This window comes from Chryseobacterium tongliaonense, assembly GCF_041224435.1.
Classification (GTDB): Bacteria; Bacteroidota; Bacteroidia; order Flavobacteriales; family Weeksellaceae; genus Chryseobacterium; species Chryseobacterium tongliaoense.
In genome coordinates this window covers 180,772-199,646 of record NZ_JBGFFD010000004.1, presented here as the reverse complement: position 1 = coordinate 199,646, position 18,875 = coordinate 180,772, and the positions used below count along the sequence as shown (strand labels likewise).

Genomic DNA, 18,875 nt, shown 5'->3' with positions numbered 1-18,875 from the left:
TCTAAACAAACGTTTAATCGGTTATGCAATCAATTGATTTATAAGTAATTTTAAAATAAAACCATCTGTTTTAACGGGTGGTTTTTTACTGATATTTATCATAATACTTACTTTGGCAAGCAATTTGAAAGATACTCTGCGTCAATCGAAAAATTGACAGTAGTAAAATTTAAAATTAGAATAGTAAATATTAAAAATCAAAATTATGAAAAAGTTAATTTTAGGAATAGCACTTACAGCAGGTACATTTGCTTTTGCTCAGCAAACAAATTCTACTTCATCAGCTTCTCCGATCAGATTCGGTATTAAGGGTGGGATGAATGTTTCTTCTCTTTCTAAAGATGAGGGCTTAGATGATCAAAAATCTAAAATAGGTTTTAACGCCGGAGTATTTGCAAATATCCCAATTGCTAGTTCATTCAGCATCCAGCCTGAGGTATTGTATTCTCAGTATGGTAGCAAAGCAGATTACACTGTAGCAGGAACTAAATTTTCAGCTTCAAGTAAATTAGACTACATCGCAGTGCCGGTAATGTTCCAGTATAATGTGATTCCAAACCTTTATTTAGAAGCAGGTCCTGAATTCGGATTCATGGTAAGCGCAAAAAATAAAGTGAAAAATGAAAGTACAGGTAATTCATCTACCTCTGATAACTACAAAGATGATTTACAAACATTCAACTTTGGTATCGGTTTAGGAGCAGGATATTATTTCACTGATAACATCGGTATTACTGCAAGATATGTAGCAGGTTTAACAGACGTTGCTAAAGACAGACCTAACGGATCTGATGCAGTAAGAAACAATGTATTCCAGGTAGGTTTAGCTTATAAATTCTAAGGAATACCCCATTCAATTAACAAATTTTAAGTTTCAATAGAAAAAGGTTAGATTTTAATTAAATCTAGCCTTTTTTAGTAATTATTTCATAAATTAACATTTTTTGGTAGGATATTTGTATAAAACAAGTTCAAATAAATAAAATTATAACCATGAAAAAATTATTCTTAGGATTAGCAATAGTTGCCGGTTCTTTTACATTTGCACAGAAATTTGGAGTAAAAGCAGGTCTTAACGTTTCTACGATTTCAGGAGGTGATTCTAAAGCTAAAGCCGGATTTTATGGTGGTGCATTTATGAACCTTCCGATTGCTTCAACTTTCAGCATCCAACCTGAGATTTTATACAATGGCGTGGGAGCAAAAGCAGACGGAAATGATGACCTTAAAGTCAATTTAAGTTATATTTCGGTTCCTGTAATGTTCCAGTATAATGCTACTCCGAAATTTTATCTTGAAGCAGGGCCACAATTCAGCTTCCTGGTAGATTCCAAATTCAAATATCAGTCAGTATCAGTAAGCGGAAACGATTATATCAAAGGATTTGACTTCGGTATCGGTCTTGGAGCCGGTTATTATTTTACGGATAACATTGGTGTTACCGCAAGATATGTTGCCGGTGTAATAGATATTGCTAAAGAAACAGGCGGTGTACAGGCTGACGGAAAAAATAATGTATTCCAGGTAGGTCTTGCCTATAAGTTTAAGTAACAGATTTTGATTTCAATAGAAAAGGTCGGGTTTAATTTATTAAGCCTGACCTTTTCGTTTTATTTTTTGATAGGAAACTTTCTCAAAGCTGATATTTTATTCCTTCATATTAACGAATAATTGGGGTTAGTATGCAATTCTGAAATACTTTCTACCGATTATCTTATAGAAAAATTTCTACGCGAGCCTATCTTTCTTTCTACAGATTCTCAAATTTATCGGAAAAAATTTTAATTAATTTTATCGACCTGAAGTTAAGCAACTGCAATAGATAAAGCGTGTTCGAATAATCAGACAAAATTATTCATAAGATCAAGATTCCTGAAATTATAAATCCTAAATATATTTTACAATGAAAAAAAAATTGTTTTTTGTTTTAGTATTGGTTGTCTTTAATTTTTTTTCCGTATTTGCTCAATCCGGAAGTGTAGGAATTGGTATTGCAAACCCCAATCTGAATGCAAGCCTCGATCTTGGTTCATCCAATAAAGGGCTTCTACCCAACCGCGTAGCTTTAGCGAGTACCAATGTTCCTAACCCACTTACTGCCCATGTAGAAGGTATGGTAGTATATAATACAGCTACAGCCGGAACAGCACCTAACAATGTTGCCCCTGGATTATATTATAATAATGGCAGTCAGTGGATCCCTCTTAAAGCTGATACTGCTATGGGGTTTTCTGCTTTTTCTGCGGGTACTCAACCTATATCTGCAGGACAATTCATTACAATTTCTGATTGGGTGGCACAAAGAAATGATTTCGGTTCGGCATTTAGTAATGGAATATTCACGGTACCGGCAGGCAAAAAAGGATGGTATAATATGAGTGCGGCGTTCCGTCATAGTACAGGCTGTTCTTATAACAATGCGGTTTATATACAAGTAAACGGAAACACGATAGCAATAGGCAATTCTTATATAGGTGTAAATGGAGGACAAATAAACGGCAGTGTTCCTGATATGGGACCGGCCAATACTTCCGCGTCCTATTTTCTAAATGAAGGAGACCAGGTAAAAATTATAGGATATGCTTATCCTGTAAATTGTAGTACAAATGTACCTATCACTGCTACTACAGCGACGGGATATACTTTTTTTCATTTGCAGAGACAGTAGAAATGTGCTTCAAAATATGCAAATACTTATCATGCCTGTTAAGTAACAGATTTTAGTTTCAATCGAAAAGGTCGGGTTTAATTGATTTAAGCCTGATCTTTTCGTTTAATTCTTGTCGGTAAATCTGTGCTAAATCTTTCTATTTTTAGATTTATTATCATTTCTGCTTTAATTTTAATATAATTTTAAGCCGGCTTTATTTTTCTGTTTTTAACATAATTTTTTAATCAATTTTATTAATATGATTAATTTTTTACAACATAAAACAATTACTTATGTTGATCTTTAATCAGCTCTCGTTATTCCTTTTTTTATAATTCACTATATAAAGATTTTGGCAAGTCTTTTGTAAAGTATTCATGGTCTGATTAAACGATTAGGCAAAAAATAGTAAAATAAAAAATGAAATTATGAAGAAGTTATTTCTAGGACTAGCAATAGTCGCTGGCTCATTAGCCTTTGCTCAGGAAACGACAACAACCGTTGTTACAACCACTACTGTTAATAAAGAAAAAGATCCCATCAGATTCGGTATTAAAGCAGGAGCCAATGCCGCCTCATTCAGTGAGCAGAAACTGAGTACCAATAATCAGAAGATAGGATTTCATGCAGGTGCTTTTGTGAATGTTCCTTTATCTGAGAAAATCAGCTTACAGCCGGAAGTTTTATACAATGAAATGGGAGCAAGAAGTGTAATTTCCTCATCAAGCGTTACCACAGGAGATACCACGGTGAAGATGCAGAAAGATGAAAAAGTGAATTTAAATTATATCTCGGTTCCTTTGATGGTACAGTTCAGGCCTTTAAAAAACTTTTATTTTGAAGCCGGCCCTGAGTTCAGCTATTTTTTGAGTGGAAAAACTAAGGGTGAATCTACCATTACAACCACAACCGGGAACAATACCGCTACACAAACCCAGTCGAATTCTGAAAGCATAGATAAAGATGCGATCAATAAATTCAATTTCGGTTTAGGACTTGGGTTGGGAGTTGATGTCACTAAAAACATCGGCATCAATGCGAGATACGTTAACAGCCTGACGGATATTGCAAAAGATACACCTGAAGGGATTAATGCTAATAACAACAGGGTATTCCAGTTAGGAGTAAACTATAAATTTTAAAACCAATCAACCATTATTTTAACCTTAATAGAAAAGGTCGGGTTTAAGCAATTAAACCTGACCTTTCTTTTTTATGGTATTTTGAATTAATTAAATAATTCCAATTCTTCTCCTTTTCCTACAGGGTACTCTTCCGTAAAGCATCCGAAGCAATGGTTTGAAGAACCTAAAATCTCTTTTAAATTTTCGGTACTTAAAAACTCTAAAGAATCAACCCCCAGGTAATTTTTAAGCTCTTCCGTGCTCATATTGGCTGAAATCAGATCATCCTTTGAAGGCGTATCGATTCCTAAATAGCAAGGTGCAATAATCGGTGGTGAAACACTTCTGAAGTGAATTTCTTTTACTCCGGCATCTTTCAGGATTTTAACCAATCTTTTAGAAGTGGTTCCGCGAACGATAGAATCGTCAATGATTACTACTCTTTTATCTTTAATTTCAGAGATGATCGGGTTCAGTTTAAGATTCACTACCCTTTCTCTCATTTCCTGAGTAGGTACAATAAAACTTCTTCCGATATACCTGTTTTTGATCAGGACCGGACGGAAAGGTATTCCCGACGCTTTTGAGAATCCGATCGCAGCAGGAACCCCGGAATCCGGAACTCCGATAACCACATCGGCATCTACAGGAGCCTGTTCCCAGATTTTCTCACCGGATTTTTCTCTGATTTCGTAAACATTGATATTTTCTAAAGTAGAGTCAGGTCTTGCAAAATAAATATATTCAAAAGAACAGATTCTTTGTCTTCCTTTCTCTTCATTGGCCATATAAGAATTCAATTTACCAGGTTCGTTCTCATTGGTATAAATGATTTCCCCGGGTAAAACATCTCTTACATACTGCGCTCCTACAGCGTCTAAAGCTACTGATTCAGAAGCAACAACGTATGTTTTTTCGTCGACAGCTCCTAAAACCAAAGGCCTGATTCCGTTAAAATCTCTGAATGCAAAGAATTTATTTCTTGTCATTCCCACTACAGAATAAGCACCCTCGATTTTCTCCATTGTTGCTTTAATAGCACCTCGTAAGCCTAAATCAAGATTTTTTTGAATCAATCTTAAAATAACCTCAGAGTCTGAAGTTGCCCTGAAAACAACGCCTTCCGCTTCCAGTTCTTTTTTAAGTTCCTTTGCGTTGGTAAGGTTACCGTTATGAGCGATAGAAAGTATAATCTGATCATATTCGTTCTTCGCGAAAAACGGCTGAAAATTATATTTCTTTTTATCTCCTGCAGTGGTATAACGGGTATGCCCGATTGCAGAATTTCCCATAAAAGTTTCAGGATCCTTGATCTCTTTATAAACATCCAAAACCAAGCCTTCATCTTTCATATTGGTGATTCTTCCGTCTTTCAGAACGGAAATACCACAAGCTTCCTGCCCTCTGTGCTGCAATGCAAAAAGCCCGAACTGTGAAAGAGAAAACGTATCAAGGTCATTATCAGAATACATTCCGAAGATACCGCACTCCTCATTGGGAGCATCCAGTCTTTCTTCTTCCTGCGTTCTGAAAAGATTCCTTCCGTAGGTCTGGTCTTTAAACTGTTTTAAATATTCACTTTTATGAATGTCTAAACTTTTCATTTCTATTTTTTCTAAATTATAATGATGGGAGCTGGAAGATCGAAGTCCGAAGTTTCTTGTTAAACCTCTTTTGATTTTATATAAACTTCCAGCTTCCAACTTCTGGCTTCCAGCCTAAATTACTTACCAAGTAAATTTTTCAATCTGTTGTAGATCTCAACATAGGCTTCGGTTACTTCTCCAAGATCTCTTCTGAAACGGTCTTTATCCAGCTTTTTCATGGTATCTTTATCCCAAAGTCTGCAAGTATCCGGAGAGATTTCGTCTGCAAGGATGATTTCGCCGTCTGAAGTTTTACCTAATTCGATTTTGAAATCAACCAGGATGATGTTCATTCTGTCAAACAGATCAATCAGGATGTCATTGATATCTGAAGTCAATTCGTACATATCATCAAGCTCTTCATACGTAGCTGCTCCTAAGAAAACTGCGTGGTGATCATTGATAAGCGGATCTCCCAACTCATCTTTTTTGTAGCAGATATCAAAGATGGTCACCGGAGATTTGATTCCCTCTTCTACTCCCAATCTTTGTGCCATGCTTCCTGCAGAATAGTTTCTTACCACCATTTCCAAAGGAATGATAGAAACTTTTCTTACCAATTGTTCTCTTTCGTTCAATTGTTTAATGAAATGAGTCTTAATCCCTTTTTCATTTAAATATTCAAAAATCAAAGTGGTGATGGCGTTATTCATTTCACCTTTAAGATCAACAGATCCTCTTTTTTGAGCATTAAATGCTGTAGCATCATCTTTGAAACGCACTACTACCTGATCAGGATTATCGGTTGCAAATACTTGTTTTGCTTTACCTTCGTACAACATTTCTTTCTTTTCCATTTTCTAAATTGTCTTTTATAGTTAGATTTATAATTATTTTATTAAAATTCCTGTTAATACAGCCATTCCAAAGCTCAGAAGCGTTCCGACAAGTACATATTCGGTCAGCTTCCTTTGTTTGGCCTGTGCCAGATCACTGAACCTGAATACCGATTTTGCAGCGACCATAAAACCTACTCCTTCCCAGTGATTCACTAAAATGAAAGTGAATACCAGTAAACGTTCTAAAATTCCGATATATTTTCCGGCACTCGTTAGAGATTCGGTTTGAATATTATTTTGCGCTTCAGCTACCGGAGTCCATGAAGACAAAAGTATTTTAATGATAATGGATGACGGAGTTGTTAAAAATAAAACAGCCATCGCTATTTTTAAGAAGTATTGGTCTTTCAAAAACTCCAGATTATATTCATTAAAATAAAATGAAATTCCCAGGATAACCAGAATGTGAAGTGCCTGGTCAATAAAAAACCATCTTTTCTTTGTTTTAATATTCTGAAAAATCAGTTTGGAAGCATCAATGATAAAATGAGAAACTCCCACTAAAACGGCAACCCACCAAAGCTCTGCATTCCAGAGGAAAATAAAGCTCAATATTGCATGGATCAGAATATGAAGGTATAAAAATTTACTTTTCAGCTTATGGCTTTCCTTATCTGCAACCCAAGAATTTGGCTGAAGAACAAAATCTCCGAGTAAATGTGCCAATATGAGTTGAATAAAAATCATGCTTAAAGTTCCGAAATTTTCTTTTTAAAATATTGATTGGTTTCAACGATAAGGTCATAGTTGGCCCGTTTCAGCCTCTGGCTCACCGATGATTGTGAAATGGTAAATTTCTTGGCTAAATCTTCCTGCGTAATATCTTTATTCATAATCATCTCATGAATAATCTCAGCAGTTGCCATTGTCCAGTTATCAAAATCTTTGGATGACCATTTTAAAAGAATATTAAGGTCTCTGTCTACCGTATCGTTGGAGGTCTTAATGGCAACCGTGTGGCCATCGTTCTTAATGTCGTTTAACAGTCTCCCGGAGTGTACGTATGCGGTTCCGTTTGATTCTGTGATTTTTTCGGATGAAAAATTTTCCTCACCAATTCCTATGGCGATTCTTACGTCTAAATTTTCCTGACTTTTTATAAGGGATTTTATGGCTAAAAAATGCCAGAAAACTTCATCAATAGCGCATTTAAACTGGAACTCATCACCCCGGTAGATTTCCCATACGAGCGGTGAGCTTCCCCAATTTTCCAGAAGATTCTTTAGTTTGGTGATCCAAACCTCTGTGTCTGCGTGCTGCGAATTTATAATATCACCGGTAATGACCGCTATCATTTTGCAAATATAAGCATAAATACTTATAAATAAAAGATATAAGCCAAAACACTTATAGATATTGATTATTAGTGAATCTGCTTATATCAATTATAGGTTAACAGAAAGGTTTTGCGGTGTTTGCAAACAATTAATTTTGTCTTTTTAACCACAATTTTTATACGAATTTATTAATTGTTCTTGTATTATTTGTGAATATCATCCGTAATATTTGTGTTTAAATAAGTTTTCATCCCACATAAAATTAATTTTCACACAAATTATATCAATTATTATTGTGCTATTTGTGAAAATCATTTGGGGCATTTGGGGTTTAAACAAAATCTATTCACCCTATTTCTTAATAAACTGATAAACCTTTTCATCAAGTTTTAATAAATATGAACCTTTAGCCAGGTTTTGTAGGGATATATTTTTCTTATTCTTAAACGGAGATTTTTCAGTATAAATAATTTTCCCGGAAAAGTCTACAATCTGAGCGGATTTTACATTTTCTGTTTCACCATCTACGTAAATGTTTTCGTTAACAGGATTCGGATAGATTTTAAGCTTTTTATTCCCTGCTAAAATATCTGATGTAGATAATACACCTACATTCTGACAGTAATTGCTCGCGTAAGTATCCCATTCCCCAATATTGAATGTTGTGGAAGGCTGCATGATATTAGGTTTTCTATATAAAGAGACATTGCTTAATGTTGAAGAATTATTTTGGCTGCTAATTCCTACGGCATCAACCGTTGTCCCCGATTTATATCTTAATTCCAGATACTGACTTCCGGTAAATGTCATTTGTGGTACGGCTGTTGCAAACCTGACCTGATCGACAGTAAAGCATGAGAAATTAGCATTAGGATTTACAATCACAACAGTTTCATTATTCTGAATAATCCCTTCCAGTTCATAAGGTGCCGGAAAATAATAATTTCCACTGCCATAAAATTGAATAGACAATCTGTAGTTACTCAGGTTTACGGGATGTCCTGTTCTGTTGGTGATTTCGATCGCTTTATTATCGGCGGTTCCTTCCAGGTATTTAGAAATAAATAAGTCTTTGGCATAGGTATCAGAAACAGGAGTGGCTACAGAAGCCGTATTGCTGTCCGGAGACATCAGATAGCCGTTATCATAAGCTTTAACGGTAAAATTATACGTTGTGGACGGCGCAAGATGGTCGATGCTGATGGAAGTACTTCTTGTTGAAGCAACCAAAGTTCCATTTTGATAAATTTTATACCCTATCACATCTGAATCCGGACTTGGAAACCAGCTTAACGTGGTAAAATAAGAGCCGGATTGTATTGAAGTTAAATTAGACGGCGTCTGAGGAGCAACATTATCCGGTACCTGGTTCCAGATTGCATTAACCCATTGCGGGTTGTCAATAAATGGATTTCTGTTTTTCTGAATCGCATATACTTCATTATTCCTGTCAATTTCTCTTTGGGAAACCGGATCCTGAGCATGCCACTGAAGAAGCATTGTGATATAAGCACTGTCATAAGCCCTTTCTTCTGTACCATCCAAAGGATTGGTGTCTGAAGCGGGATTAGGATTGTTGTTAAAATTAAAAGTCCCTAATTTACCTTCATATCTTACCGCAAAATACAATATACTTCTCGCTACATCACCTTTAAATTCATCAATCGGCTCATAAACACGGCCTGCATACACATAATTAGGAATTGCGCTTAGCCCTATTTTAGAGGTATTGGTAAAAGTATAAAATACATTGGAGGGAGTTGTAGTCGAGATTCCGTATGGGTAATTACTCCTTAGCTGATTGATTTTTGCATCTGTAGGAATCACATAAAACAGGTCGGAATACATTGGGTAATTACTGTAAAAAGTGCTTTGCGGCATCATGTGTTCCCTGTTCCATCCCAATCCTTCGGAACCGGCACTTCCTATGATATTGGCTGTAGTATATTCATAAGCGTCAGCACCATCCGGTTTCTCAGAATAGATATCCAATAAGATCGTTGTATTGGTTGCATCATGGTCATAATATTTATCCAGGTCGGTCTGGTTGTAATAATTGGTGAGATCACCATAATGCCAGCTGATATTTTTCTCAGAGATAATATCATGAAGTTTTGATTTCAGAGCATATCCTGTAAGTCCTGTTGTTCCGTCATAATATCCGGCCGGTACCTGCGCAACGGTATATGATGAAAATAGAATAATAAGGAGTAGATATTTTTTCATGCCTTAAAAATTGGGAGGCTAAATTAGTAAATCAATTTCCTTAAAGTTCTGAAATTATTATTAAAAAAACATTAATTGTTGAAATATAATAAATTGAAAATTAATTTATTGCAAATCAAGCCCTATGACAGCAATAATTTTTTTTTGTATTTATACAATTTGGTTATCTTTGAGAACTAACAATTAGATATATGAACACAGAGACAATTGACAACATTAAAATGATAGCGGAAACGGCAAAAGAATTTGCTGAAAAAAATATCAGACCCAATATTATGGAGTGGGACGAAAGCCAGACTTTTCCAAAAGATTTATTTCATCAGTTGGGAGATATGGGTTTCATGGGGATTGTGGTTCCCGAGCAGTATGGTGGTTCTGGTCTTGGTTATCATGAATATGTTGCTATTTTGGATGAAATTTCCCAGGTAGATCCTTCTATCGGGCTTTCTGTAGCAGCACACAATTCTCTTTGTACCAATCATATCTACGAATTCGGAAACGAAGAACAAAGAAACAAATGGCTTCCTCAACTGGCAACGGGTAAAGTAATCGGTGCCTGGGGACTGACTGAGCATAATACAGGTTCAGACTCAGGAGGAATGTCTACTACTGCTGTAAAAGATGGAGACGAATGGATCATTAATGGAGCTAAAAACTTCATCACACACGCCATTTCAGGTGATATTGCCGTTGTAATGACAAGAACGGGAGAAATAGGAGCTAAAAATAACTCTACCGCTTTTGTTTTGGAAAAAGGAATGCCTGGTTTCACTTCCGGTAAAAAAGAAAACAAATTAGGAATGAGAGCTTCCGAAACGGCAGAATTGATCTTCGACAGCGTTCGTGTACCGGATTCTCACCGTTTAGGAGAAGTAGGAGAAGGTTTCAAACAAGCCATGAAAATCCTTGACGGAGGAAGAATTTCTATCGCTGCATTGAGTTTGGGTACAGCAAGAGGAGCTTACAAAGCTGCTTTGAAATATGCTAAAGAAAGAAAACAGTTTGGAAAATCAATTTCTGATTTCCAGGCTATTAATTTTATGTTGGCTGATATGGCAACTGAAATTGATGCTGCAGAGCTTCTTATCCAGAGAGCGGCAACCTTAAAGAATGCTAAGCAGAAAATGACAAAAGAAGGGGCAATGGCTAAGTTATATGCTTCTGAAGCTTGTGTAAGAATATCAAACAATGCAGTTCAGATCTTCGGAGGTTACGGATATACCAAAGATTTCCCTGCTGAAAAATACTACAGAGATTCTAAACTTTGTACGATCGGGGAAGGAACTTCTGAGATTCAGAGACTGGTGATCGGAAGAGATATCACAAAATAATCTAAACCGTATAAAAATGTTCAAACAAGGGCTTTTGGGTGAGTTTCTGCATGAAGCTGAAAACACCAGAAAACTTTTAAAGGCGATTCCTGATAACGCTCTTGACTGGAAGCCGTCTGAAAAAAACTGGACAACCGGTCAACTGGCCTCTCATATTGCAGAAGTCTATAACTGGTATGAATCTACCTTTAATCAGGATATTTTCGATATGGGAGCATACCGATATGATAAAGGTGATATTTCCAGAGCAGAGAATATTGTAGCTAAATTTGAAGAAAATGCTGCAAAAGCCCAGCAGGTCTTGGAAAACTCGGATGAAAGCACCTACTTTAACGAATGGAAAATTGAAATGGACGGAAACGTACTTTTCCCTCCAACGCCAAGAGTACAGGTGATACGTGGTTTTTTGTTTAATCATTTATACCATCACCGAGGTGAGCTGGTCGTTTATCTGAGATCGACAGGAAATAAAGTTCCCGGATTATACGGACCCACTGCCAACGATAAAATGTAAATTTAGAATTATATCATTAATAACTGAATAGCATACGTATTTTACGTATGCTATTTTCTTTTTTTGATACAATATAAATTTAATTATATTCAATGTATCGCATAATGTTTTAACGTTAAAGTCTAAAAATTTCTTAAAAAATTTTATTTTTCGTTATAAATTTTTTATTAGCTTTGATATTCCACAATCAAACAAATTTTTATATGAAAAGACAATTATCGATGATTGGGATGCTTCTGATTTCAGGCATCACTTTCGCTCAGACCGACCGTCTCTGGTCTGAAGGTTCACAAAAGCCATCCACAGGCGTTTTTGAAAACAAAACTAACATCAACAATCCGAAGATCTACAGTCTTGACATCAACGGATTAAAAAGTGTACTTGCAAGAGCTCCTAAAAGGTTAGCCGCAGGTCAAAAATCAGAAATCATTATTTCTTTTCCTAATTCTGAAGGGAAAATGGAAAACTTCAAAGTAAGAGAAAACTCAAACTTTGATCCTATCCTTGCCGCAAAATACCCGGACATTAAGTCTTATGTAGGCGAAGGTCTGAGTGACTCCAATTCTACAGTTTATTTCAGTGTTTCTCCGCTAGGACTGTCATCAATGGAAATTTATGGTGATAAATCAGCCGTTTTCATTGAGCCTTATACTAAAGATCTGTCAACTTATGTAGTATATAAAAAGTCTGACAAAAAAGATGACCTTAATAAATTTGAATGTACCGTGATTGATGTTGCCCAGAAAGGGGTAACCAACACTAATCTTGCTGCAAGACCCAATGCAGATGATGCTAAACTGAGAACATTCAGATTAGCCCTTTCCAGCACAGGAGAATATACAACTTACTTTGGGGGAACGAAAGCTAATGCTTTAGCAGCCATGAATAATACAATGACCCGTGTAAACGGTGTTTTTGAGAAAGACTTCGCTGCCAGAATGGTTCTTATTGCTAACAATGATGCGGTAATTTATACCAATGCTTCTACCGACCCTTATTCTGCGGCTTCAGGAATGAGCAACTGGAATTCTCAGTTACAGTCTACCCTTACTTCTGTAATCGGGGAAGCTAATTATGACATCGGTCACTTATTCGGAGCTTCCGGAGGTGGTGGAAATGCAGGCTGTATCGGTTGCGTTTGTACCAACGGTTCAAAAGGTAGCGGTTATACCTCACCGGCTGATGCCATTCCTTCAGGTGACAATTTTGATATTGACTATGTAGCCCACGAAATGGGACATCAGTTTGGCGGAAATCATACTTTCTCAATGAGTAATGAAGGAACAGGAGTCAATATGGAGCCAGGTTCAGGATCTACGATTATGGGGTATGCGGGAATTACATCCCAGGATATCCAGCCGCATTCAGACGCTTTCTTCCATGCGATCAGCATTCAGCAGATCACCAATAACATCAAAGCTAAAACATGTCCGGTGAGCACAGCAACAGGAAATTCAATTCCTACGGCTAACGCAGGCTTGGATTACACAATTCCTAAAGGTACACCGTTTATGTTGACCGGAGCGGGAGCAGATGCCGACGGAGATTCTTTAACCTATATCTGGGAGCAGATGGATAATGCTTCTTCTTCCCAGACAGGAGCGAGCTCTGCAGCAAGTGCTACCAAAGCATCAGGTCCTACATTCAGATCATGGACTCCTACTACTTCACCTGTAAGATACTTCCCCAGAATGTCTTCTGTACTTACTGGCGCTACAACCACTGCGGGATCAGAAATTACGGTTGAAGCTTTATCAAACGTAGCGAGAACATTAAACTTCAGATTTACAACACGTGACAACAGAGCCGGAGGATCAGGAAACAATTCTGACGATGCGGTAATCACTGTAAACGCCACAGCCGGTCCTTTCAGTGTAAGCTCACAAAACTCTGCAACCACTTATGCCGGAGGAAGCTCTCAAACCGTAACCTGGAATGTAGCAGGAACTACAGCCAATGGTGTAAATGCTGCCAATGTAGATATCCTTTGGTCAACCGACAGCGGAAATACATGGACTACCCTATTAGCCGGAACTCCTAATGACGGAACTCAGGCAGTAACCATTCCGAATTCAAATACTTCGACAGGAAGAATTATGGTAAAAGGTTCCAATCATATTTTCTTTGACGTAAATAATGCCAACATCACTGTAAATGCAGGTTCAGGCGGAACAGATACGGTTGCTCCTACAGCACCTACCCTTTCAGCTTCAGGAACTACTTCTACAAGCACCAACCTTTCATGGAGCGGAGCTACGGATAATGTAGCCGTTACAGGATATGATGTATATCAGGGAGCTTCATTGATCGGTTCTACTGCTTCTACAACTTATACCGTAACAAGCTTAAGTCCGTCAACCACGTACAGCTTCACTGTTAAGGCGAAAGACGCAGCGGGAAATGTTTCTGTAGCAAGCAATTCAGTAAGTGTAACCACTCTTACAGGTAGTACAGTTACCTATTGTTCAGCTGCTGCAACCAATACCGGTGATGAGAGAATCGGAAATGTAAAATTCGGAACCATCAACAATACTTCAACAGGAACTGCAGGATACGAGGATTTCACTTCAGTTTCAAGCAATGTAACAAGAGGTAGCGCTTATACGGTTTCTGTAACTCCGGTGTGGACTTCAACTGTTTACAGCGAAGCATATGCTGTTTACATTGATTATAACCAGGATGGTGATTTTGCAGACAGCGGCGAGCTTGCATGGTCTAAAGCAGGATCAACGACTACTCCTGCAACAGGAAGTATTACCATTCCAACGACTGCAACACTTGGAAATACAAGAATGAGAGTAATGATGAAATACAGTAGCTTACCTACTTCATCTTGCGGTTCATATACTTACGGCCAGGTAGAAGATTATACACTTAATATCGTTTCTTCAGGAAAAGGAGATCTTTTAGATACGAAAGGTCTGATCAAAGATATCAAACTGTATCCGAATCCTGTAAGAGATATTCTGAATATTTCAAATACGACGTCAGAAGAATACAAAATCTTCGACATGGGTGGAAAACTAATCAACTCAGGAAAGCTTGAAAGAGGAGCTGTGAATGTAAGTCATCTTATCAAAGGTGCCTATATGATTCAGATTGGAGAAATTACCAAGAGATTCATTAAAAATTAATAACCTTAAAGTAAACTATGTAAAGGCTGCCCGTAACAAGGCAGTCTTTTTTTATTGCTGTTTTTGAAATAAGTATTTTATGAAAAAATACTGTTAAAAACATATTTACAAACACATTTAATTCATTAATAATGTTTTATTTTAAAATAATTCTTTAGTATTTGATTTTTTGATTAAATTTATCATTCGAATTATTCTGTTGTCCCGTTGAGCCAATTTATATCTGAAGAGATTCCCGGCAACGATTCTTTTGGCAGCAGATAATCCCCTTAAATTATTCTTTGATGGAAACCGGTTTTACAATAAACCGAATTAATCTCGCTACCAAAAACATTAGTGAATAAAATCCAGATCATAAAATATTTTATATGATCAAAAAGTATGGATCATCCCCGGAAAGCTCATAAAACACCTACATAATTTAAAATATTTATATGAAACATTTATTTAAGTTTATCTTTTTCTTAGCAATTGCTTTTTTCTCAATGGGCTGTAGCTCAGACAGGGATGAGACAGACAACACGAACATTACAACTGTATTTTTTAAAAATGCTGATGAGCTTGCTTTAACCTATGATGCAGCAGGAACAGTAAGCCAAACCATCAGGGATCAGGTATTTGATTTATACAAACAAGGTAAATGGAGCGAACTGGAAATCCTTTTTAAAGCTAATAACCTGAATGGCGGATGGCCTCCTGCAAATGGCGGATATAACATAGTCGACGATGTCCCATTCCAGGCCGGACAAAAATTTGACAGATACAGTGGCGCTATCGGGAATTATGACGGAACCGGGATTCCTACTCTGGGAGGCAGCTTTACAAGCCCTATATTAAACGGATATGTTTATACCTTCTCACAAAGAGCCCTGAATCAGCCTGAAAACATTTACGATTTTTATTATGAAATAGATGTTCTGAATAATTCATTACCTTTCAAGTCTCAAACGGCCGATGTTATTCCCTGGTTTAATCAGGTGGGTAACGGTAAACAGACCATGTGGAAAATCCCGATTGATCCGGCAACAGGCTATCAGAAAACATGGAATAAATTAGCCGCAGAAGGATATGTAAAAATTACGATCAAAAAAAGCCCGAGCGGAAAATACAATAACTTAGTAGGTACGGTTATTCAGCAATAAATAAATTCAGATGTATTCAATATCAAAAAAAATAAAGATCAGTCGACAAGCTAATATCGTAAAAAATATTTTCAGTAATGATGAAATTGCGAAGTCTGCAGTAACACAATTTACATGCTGTGATTGCGGTCATGAAAATACTATTGAAATAATACCCTACCAATCAGGATTTCCGATCTTTCAGATGTATCATGAAGATAAAATACTGTCAAAGAATGAACTACTAGAAAACGGAATGGTTACCGAAACATCACCCGGGATGCAGCATTTTGGAGAAGTAACAGTCAATGATCTGCCAACTTTATATTTTGGAACCGACTGTACATTCTGTCATTCAAAATATTTAGGTGTATTCGGTTACGGAGAAAAGCAGCCGGGATTAACGGTCTTAGCCATCTCCGGGATCTGGAAATATGAGGAACTCGAATAATTATTACAGAAACCTGACATTTAAAATAAAAAAATCCATAGTTTTTGAGCTGTGGATTTTTTATACTTTTTGTGTTACAATATGCCATGTGTATTATAAATTTTCCAAAATCGTTTTCTATCTTTGCTTAAATTAAAAAAATTCATGGATAAAATTGATAGTCTGAACCAAGTAGCAGAATTCCATACTACTTTTAAAGCCCCTATTTTAGAAACTCCACAAATCCCTTCCCAGGAAAGATGTAACCTGAGAGTTGAGCTTTTACAGGAAGAATTAAACGAATTAAAGCAGGCAATTGAAGATAATGACATCGTGGAAATTGCTGATGCCCTTTGTGATCTGCAGTATGTTTTAAGCGGTGCTGTCCTTGAATTCGGACTTGGCAATAAATTTGTAGAGTTATTCAATGAAGTTCAGCGTTCTAATATGTCAAAAGCTTGCGATAATGAAGAGCAGGCAAAAGAAACTTCAGAATTTTACAGAGAAAAAGGAGTAGAATCTTTTTATGAAAAATCGGGAGAAAAGTTTAATGTTTACAGAGAGACAGATCATAAAGTCCTTAAAAATAAATATTACTCCCCTGCCGATTTAAAAACAATTATCGAAAAATAATATGAAAAAATTTATTACAAATATTGTTGCCGTTTCAAGCCTTATTTTAGCTGCCCAGCAATACAGCGCTCAGAAAGTAGTGGTAAACCGCGAGGTAGAAACCCAGAATGACGGGAAAATGCTTTTGGGAAATCAGTTAAAAGATCAGTTTCTGAAAGCTCCTTACGCCGATTGGTATGTAAAGGAACATGATGAATATACGATTGATGAGAAAGCAGTTGCCGAGTTGAAAAAACTTAAGCTGGCTTCTTATAATATTATTGTTTTCATGGGAACATGGTGTGAAGACAGCCACAGGGATTTTCCGAGACTGATGAAAATTTTGGAAGAAGTAAAATATCCGGACAATAAGCTGACGATCATTGCCGTAAACCGTAAAAAGGAATCTCCTACCGGGGATGAAGGGCGTTATAACATTCAAAAAGTACCTACGATTATCGTTGAAAAATATGGCGAGGAACTTGGACGAATTATAGAAATGCCTAAAACAGGCTATATCGAAAGAGATCTGGTTGAAATTCTTAAAAAAGACGACAGCTCTGTACTGAAAGAAATATTTAAAAAATAAATATTGAGAAATAGTAAAGTAATTTTATCATTTGTAGCAGGAATACTGGTCATGCTGTTCCTGTTTTTTGGTCTTAAATCCTGTTTTAATCTTGGCGGAAAAACGGAAAAATCAGATTATTATATTCTGACCAACCAGATTTCCAAAATGAACAAAATGGTGGTGCTTGAGCAGAATGTTTCAAGCATGCAGAAAACAAAGATGGGCTATGAGCTTTTTGGTAATGAGGTTTCAAGCAACAGCATTATTACGTATACCAAAACCAACGCACAGGTTTCCTATGATCTGAATAAAATGAAGATGGAAGTAGATTCCATTAACAAAAAACTGATTATCACAGAATTACCTAACGCCGATATAAGAATCACTCCAAGTGTGGAAATTCAGTCTCTTGATGATTCCTTTTTTAACAGGGTTACTGAGAAAGACATCAAAAATGTCACTCAGAAGGCAAAAGATGCTGCTGTAAAATCCATCGATCAGAATCAGTTGAGAAACGAAGGACGCAAGCAATTAATGGAAAATCTTAATAATATTTTCGTTTTGGCAAAGGCTTTGAATTACACTATAGAAGACAAGACCGGCCAGCTCGGTATTTTAGGACTCTAAAAATGTAAAGCTATGGATTCAAAAAAGAACGATAAAAAGAAAGAATCTGCCAATGCTGCAGAATCTAAGAAGCAGAATCAGGATTTTCCCAACATTCCTGCTTCATCAAAAAAAAGCAATCCGCCTGATATTGATAAAGAAGATGTACAGAAAGCTTCTGCCAATAAAACAGGAAAAACAGATAATACAGATCGGAAAAAATAAATAGTCTGCCTCATAAAGGGGCAGACTATTTTTAAAATATAAAAAATAAAAACTGGACTATACAATGGTGGATTTTCCGATCTTGATATTCTCAAAATTATAATAAGACTTTTCTGAAAATTTAATATAATCCACTATAAAATCCCCTACTTCACTTGTAGAATACGGTTGCTTATCATTAAGGTCTACCGTAACATATTTATTTTCGATCGCATATTCTACAGATGCCCTAAGTTTAGTGGCAGCCTGTTCCAGCTTCAGATAGTCAAGCATCATCGCAGTGCTTAAAATTGAAGCGACAGGATTCGCAATACCTTTTCCTTTTGCCTGTGGATAAGAACCGTGAATAGGCTCAAACAAAGCATTTTCATTTCCAATGGAAGCAGAAGGAAGCAGTCCGATAGACCCTCCGATTACACTTGCTTCATCTGAAATAATATCGCCGAACATATTTTCTGTGACAATGACATCAAACTGTTTAGGGTTAAGGATTAATTGCATCGCAGCATTATCTACAAACATAAAATCCAGCTCTACATCAGGATATTCGTTTGCGGTTTCCCTGCAGA

19 protein-coding genes are annotated in these 18,875 nt (G+C 36.6%); 13 read left to right on the top strand and 6 right to left on the bottom strand.

Annotated features, from left to right (window positions below; genetic code table 11):
- The first annotated feature begins 205 nt into the window (after positions 1-205).
- The 4 genes from AB8P06_RS10840 (at position 206) to AB8P06_RS10825 (ending at position 3,792) form a co-directional block, all read left to right on the top strand.
- Positions 206-841, top strand: a complete 636-nt coding sequence (locus tag AB8P06_RS10840) for a porin family protein (protein WP_369841437.1) — start codon at positions 206-208, stop codon at positions 839-841.
- Between the two features lie 152 nt (positions 842-993).
- The gene (locus tag AB8P06_RS10835) at positions 994-1,551 is read left to right on the top strand and encodes a porin family protein (protein ID WP_369841434.1); all 558 of its coding nucleotides are present in this window, start codon (positions 994-996) and stop codon (positions 1,549-1,551) included.
- A gap of 352 nt (positions 1,552-1,903) precedes the next feature.
- Positions 1,904-2,668, top strand: a complete 765-nt coding sequence (locus AB8P06_RS10830) for a phage tail-like protein (protein ID WP_369841432.1) — start codon at positions 1,904-1,906, stop codon at positions 2,666-2,668.
- A gap of 410 nt (positions 2,669-3,078) precedes the next feature.
- The gene (locus tag AB8P06_RS10825; protein ID WP_369841429.1) at positions 3,079-3,792 is read left to right on the top strand and encodes a porin family protein; all 714 of its coding nucleotides are present in this window, start codon (positions 3,079-3,081) and stop codon (positions 3,790-3,792) included.
- Positions 3,793-3,878: 86 nt separating this feature from the next.
- On the opposite strand, the gene purF is transcribed toward AB8P06_RS10825, so the two are convergent.
- The 5 genes from purF to AB8P06_RS10800 form a co-directional block, all read right to left on the bottom strand.
- Positions 3,879-5,378: an amidophosphoribosyltransferase gene (gene purF, locus AB8P06_RS10820; protein WP_369841427.1), complete on the bottom strand. Its 1,500-nt coding sequence runs from the start codon at positions 5,376-5,378 to the stop codon at positions 3,879-3,881.
- Between the two features lie 119 nt (positions 5,379-5,497).
- Positions 5,498-6,217: a phosphoribosylaminoimidazolesuccinocarboxamide synthase gene (purC, locus tag AB8P06_RS10815; protein ID WP_007839969.1), complete on the bottom strand. Its 720-nt coding sequence runs from the start codon at positions 6,215-6,217 to the stop codon at positions 5,498-5,500.
- A gap of 33 nt (positions 6,218-6,250) precedes the next feature.
- Positions 6,251-6,946, bottom strand: coding sequence for a DUF3307 domain-containing protein (locus tag AB8P06_RS10810; RefSeq protein ID WP_369841424.1), 696 nt, complete (start codon positions 6,944-6,946; stop codon positions 6,251-6,253).
- Positions 6,947-6,948: 2 nt separating this feature from the next.
- Positions 6,949-7,554, bottom strand: coding sequence for a SatD family protein (locus tag AB8P06_RS10805; RefSeq protein ID WP_369841421.1), 606 nt, complete (start codon positions 7,552-7,554; stop codon positions 6,949-6,951).
- 333 nt (positions 7,555-7,887) lie between these two features.
- Positions 7,888-9,762, bottom strand: coding sequence for an endonuclease (locus AB8P06_RS10800; RefSeq protein ID WP_369841418.1), 1,875 nt, complete (start codon positions 9,760-9,762; stop codon positions 7,888-7,890).
- Positions 9,763-9,953: 191 nt separating this feature from the next.
- Between AB8P06_RS10800 and AB8P06_RS10795 the strand changes: the two genes are divergently transcribed.
- The 9 genes from AB8P06_RS10795 to AB8P06_RS10755 all read left to right on the top strand — a co-directional run bounded on the left by AB8P06_RS10795 (position 9,954) and on the right by AB8P06_RS10755 (position 18,306).
- Complete coding sequence (locus tag AB8P06_RS10795) at positions 9,954-11,093, top strand: acyl-CoA dehydrogenase family protein (RefSeq protein ID WP_369841415.1); 1,140 nt, start codon at positions 9,954-9,956, stop codon at positions 11,091-11,093.
- A gap of 16 nt (positions 11,094-11,109) precedes the next feature.
- Positions 11,110-11,607, top strand: a complete 498-nt coding sequence (locus AB8P06_RS10790; protein ID WP_369841412.1) for a DinB family protein — start codon at positions 11,110-11,112, stop codon at positions 11,605-11,607.
- A gap of 203 nt (positions 11,608-11,810) precedes the next feature.
- On the top strand, positions 11,811-14,741 hold the full coding sequence (locus AB8P06_RS10785; protein WP_369841410.1) for a reprolysin-like metallopeptidase: 2,931 nt from the start codon (positions 11,811-11,813) through the stop codon (positions 14,739-14,741).
- A gap of 434 nt (positions 14,742-15,175) precedes the next feature.
- Entirely contained in the window at positions 15,176-15,883 is a 708-nt protein-coding gene (locus AB8P06_RS10780) for a hypothetical protein (RefSeq protein WP_369841407.1), read from the top strand.
- Positions 15,884-15,893: 10 nt separating this feature from the next.
- Positions 15,894-16,313: a hypothetical protein gene (locus tag AB8P06_RS10775; RefSeq protein ID WP_369841404.1), complete on the top strand. Its 420-nt coding sequence runs from the start codon at positions 15,894-15,896 to the stop codon at positions 16,311-16,313.
- A gap of 144 nt (positions 16,314-16,457) precedes the next feature.
- Positions 16,458-16,925, top strand: coding sequence for a pyrophosphohydrolase domain-containing protein (locus AB8P06_RS10770; protein WP_369841403.1), 468 nt, complete (start codon positions 16,458-16,460; stop codon positions 16,923-16,925).
- 1 nt (position 16,926) lies between these two features.
- Entirely contained in the window at positions 16,927-17,493 is a 567-nt protein-coding gene (locus AB8P06_RS10765) for a thioredoxin family protein (protein ID WP_369841400.1), read from the top strand.
- A 3-nt stretch (positions 17,494-17,496) separates the two neighbouring features.
- Complete coding sequence (locus AB8P06_RS10760; RefSeq protein ID WP_369841398.1) at positions 17,497-18,102, top strand: DUF4230 domain-containing protein; 606 nt, start codon at positions 17,497-17,499, stop codon at positions 18,100-18,102.
- Between the two features lie 12 nt (positions 18,103-18,114).
- Positions 18,115-18,306, top strand: coding sequence for a hypothetical protein (locus AB8P06_RS10755; protein ID WP_369841395.1), 192 nt, complete (start codon positions 18,115-18,117; stop codon positions 18,304-18,306).
- Positions 18,307-18,363: 57 nt separating this feature from the next.
- On the opposite strand, the gene AB8P06_RS10750 is transcribed toward AB8P06_RS10755, so the two are convergent.
- Positions 18,364-18,875, bottom strand: a 512-nt coding sequence (locus AB8P06_RS10750) for an isocitrate/isopropylmalate family dehydrogenase (RefSeq protein WP_369841392.1), incomplete at its 5' end; no start/stop codon positions are given.

Bases quoted from the DNA above. Each gene is read 5' to 3' on its own strand.
- AB8P06_RS10795 (WP_369841415.1), top strand. From the start codon at position 9,954: ATGAACACAGAGACAATTGACAACATTAAAATGATAGCGGAAACGGCA.
- purF (WP_369841427.1), bottom strand. From the start codon at position 5,378: ATGAAAAGTTTAGACATTCATAAAAGTGAATATTTAAAACAGTTTAAA.
- AB8P06_RS10790 (WP_369841412.1), top strand. From the start codon at position 11,110: ATGTTCAAACAAGGGCTTTTGGGTGAGTTTCTGCATGAAGCTGAAAAC.
- AB8P06_RS10840 (WP_369841437.1), top strand. From the start codon at position 206: ATGAAAAAGTTAATTTTAGGAATAGCACTTACAGCAGGTACATTTGCT.
- AB8P06_RS10835 (WP_369841434.1), top strand. From the start codon at position 994: ATGAAAAAATTATTCTTAGGATTAGCAATAGTTGCCGGTTCTTTTACA.
- AB8P06_RS10755 (WP_369841395.1), top strand. From the start codon at position 18,115: ATGGATTCAAAAAAGAACGATAAAAAGAAAGAATCTGCCAATGCTGCA.
- AB8P06_RS10765 (WP_369841400.1), top strand. From the start codon at position 16,927: ATGAAAAAATTTATTACAAATATTGTTGCCGTTTCAAGCCTTATTTTA.
- AB8P06_RS10830 (WP_369841432.1), top strand. From the start codon at position 1,904: ATGAAAAAAAAATTGTTTTTTGTTTTAGTATTGGTTGTCTTTAATTTT.
- AB8P06_RS10770 (WP_369841403.1), top strand. From the start codon at position 16,458: ATGGATAAAATTGATAGTCTGAACCAAGTAGCAGAATTCCATACTACT.
- AB8P06_RS10775 (WP_369841404.1), top strand. From the start codon at position 15,894: ATGTATTCAATATCAAAAAAAATAAAGATCAGTCGACAAGCTAATATC.
- purC (WP_007839969.1), bottom strand. From the start codon at position 6,217: ATGGAAAAGAAAGAAATGTTGTACGAAGGTAAAGCAAAACAAGTATTT.
- AB8P06_RS10805 (WP_369841421.1), bottom strand. From the start codon at position 7,554: ATGATAGCGGTCATTACCGGTGATATTATAAATTCGCAGCACGCAGAC.
- AB8P06_RS10780 (WP_369841407.1), top strand. From the start codon at position 15,176: ATGAAACATTTATTTAAGTTTATCTTTTTCTTAGCAATTGCTTTTTTC.
- AB8P06_RS10825 (WP_369841429.1), top strand. From the start codon at position 3,079: ATGAAGAAGTTATTTCTAGGACTAGCAATAGTCGCTGGCTCATTAGCC.
- AB8P06_RS10810 (WP_369841424.1), bottom strand. From the start codon at position 6,946: ATGATTTTTATTCAACTCATATTGGCACATTTACTCGGAGATTTTGTT.
- AB8P06_RS10785 (WP_369841410.1), top strand. From the start codon at position 11,811: ATGAAAAGACAATTATCGATGATTGGGATGCTTCTGATTTCAGGCATC.
- AB8P06_RS10800 (WP_369841418.1), bottom strand. From the start codon at position 9,762: ATGAAAAAATATCTACTCCTTATTATTCTATTTTCATCATATACCGTT.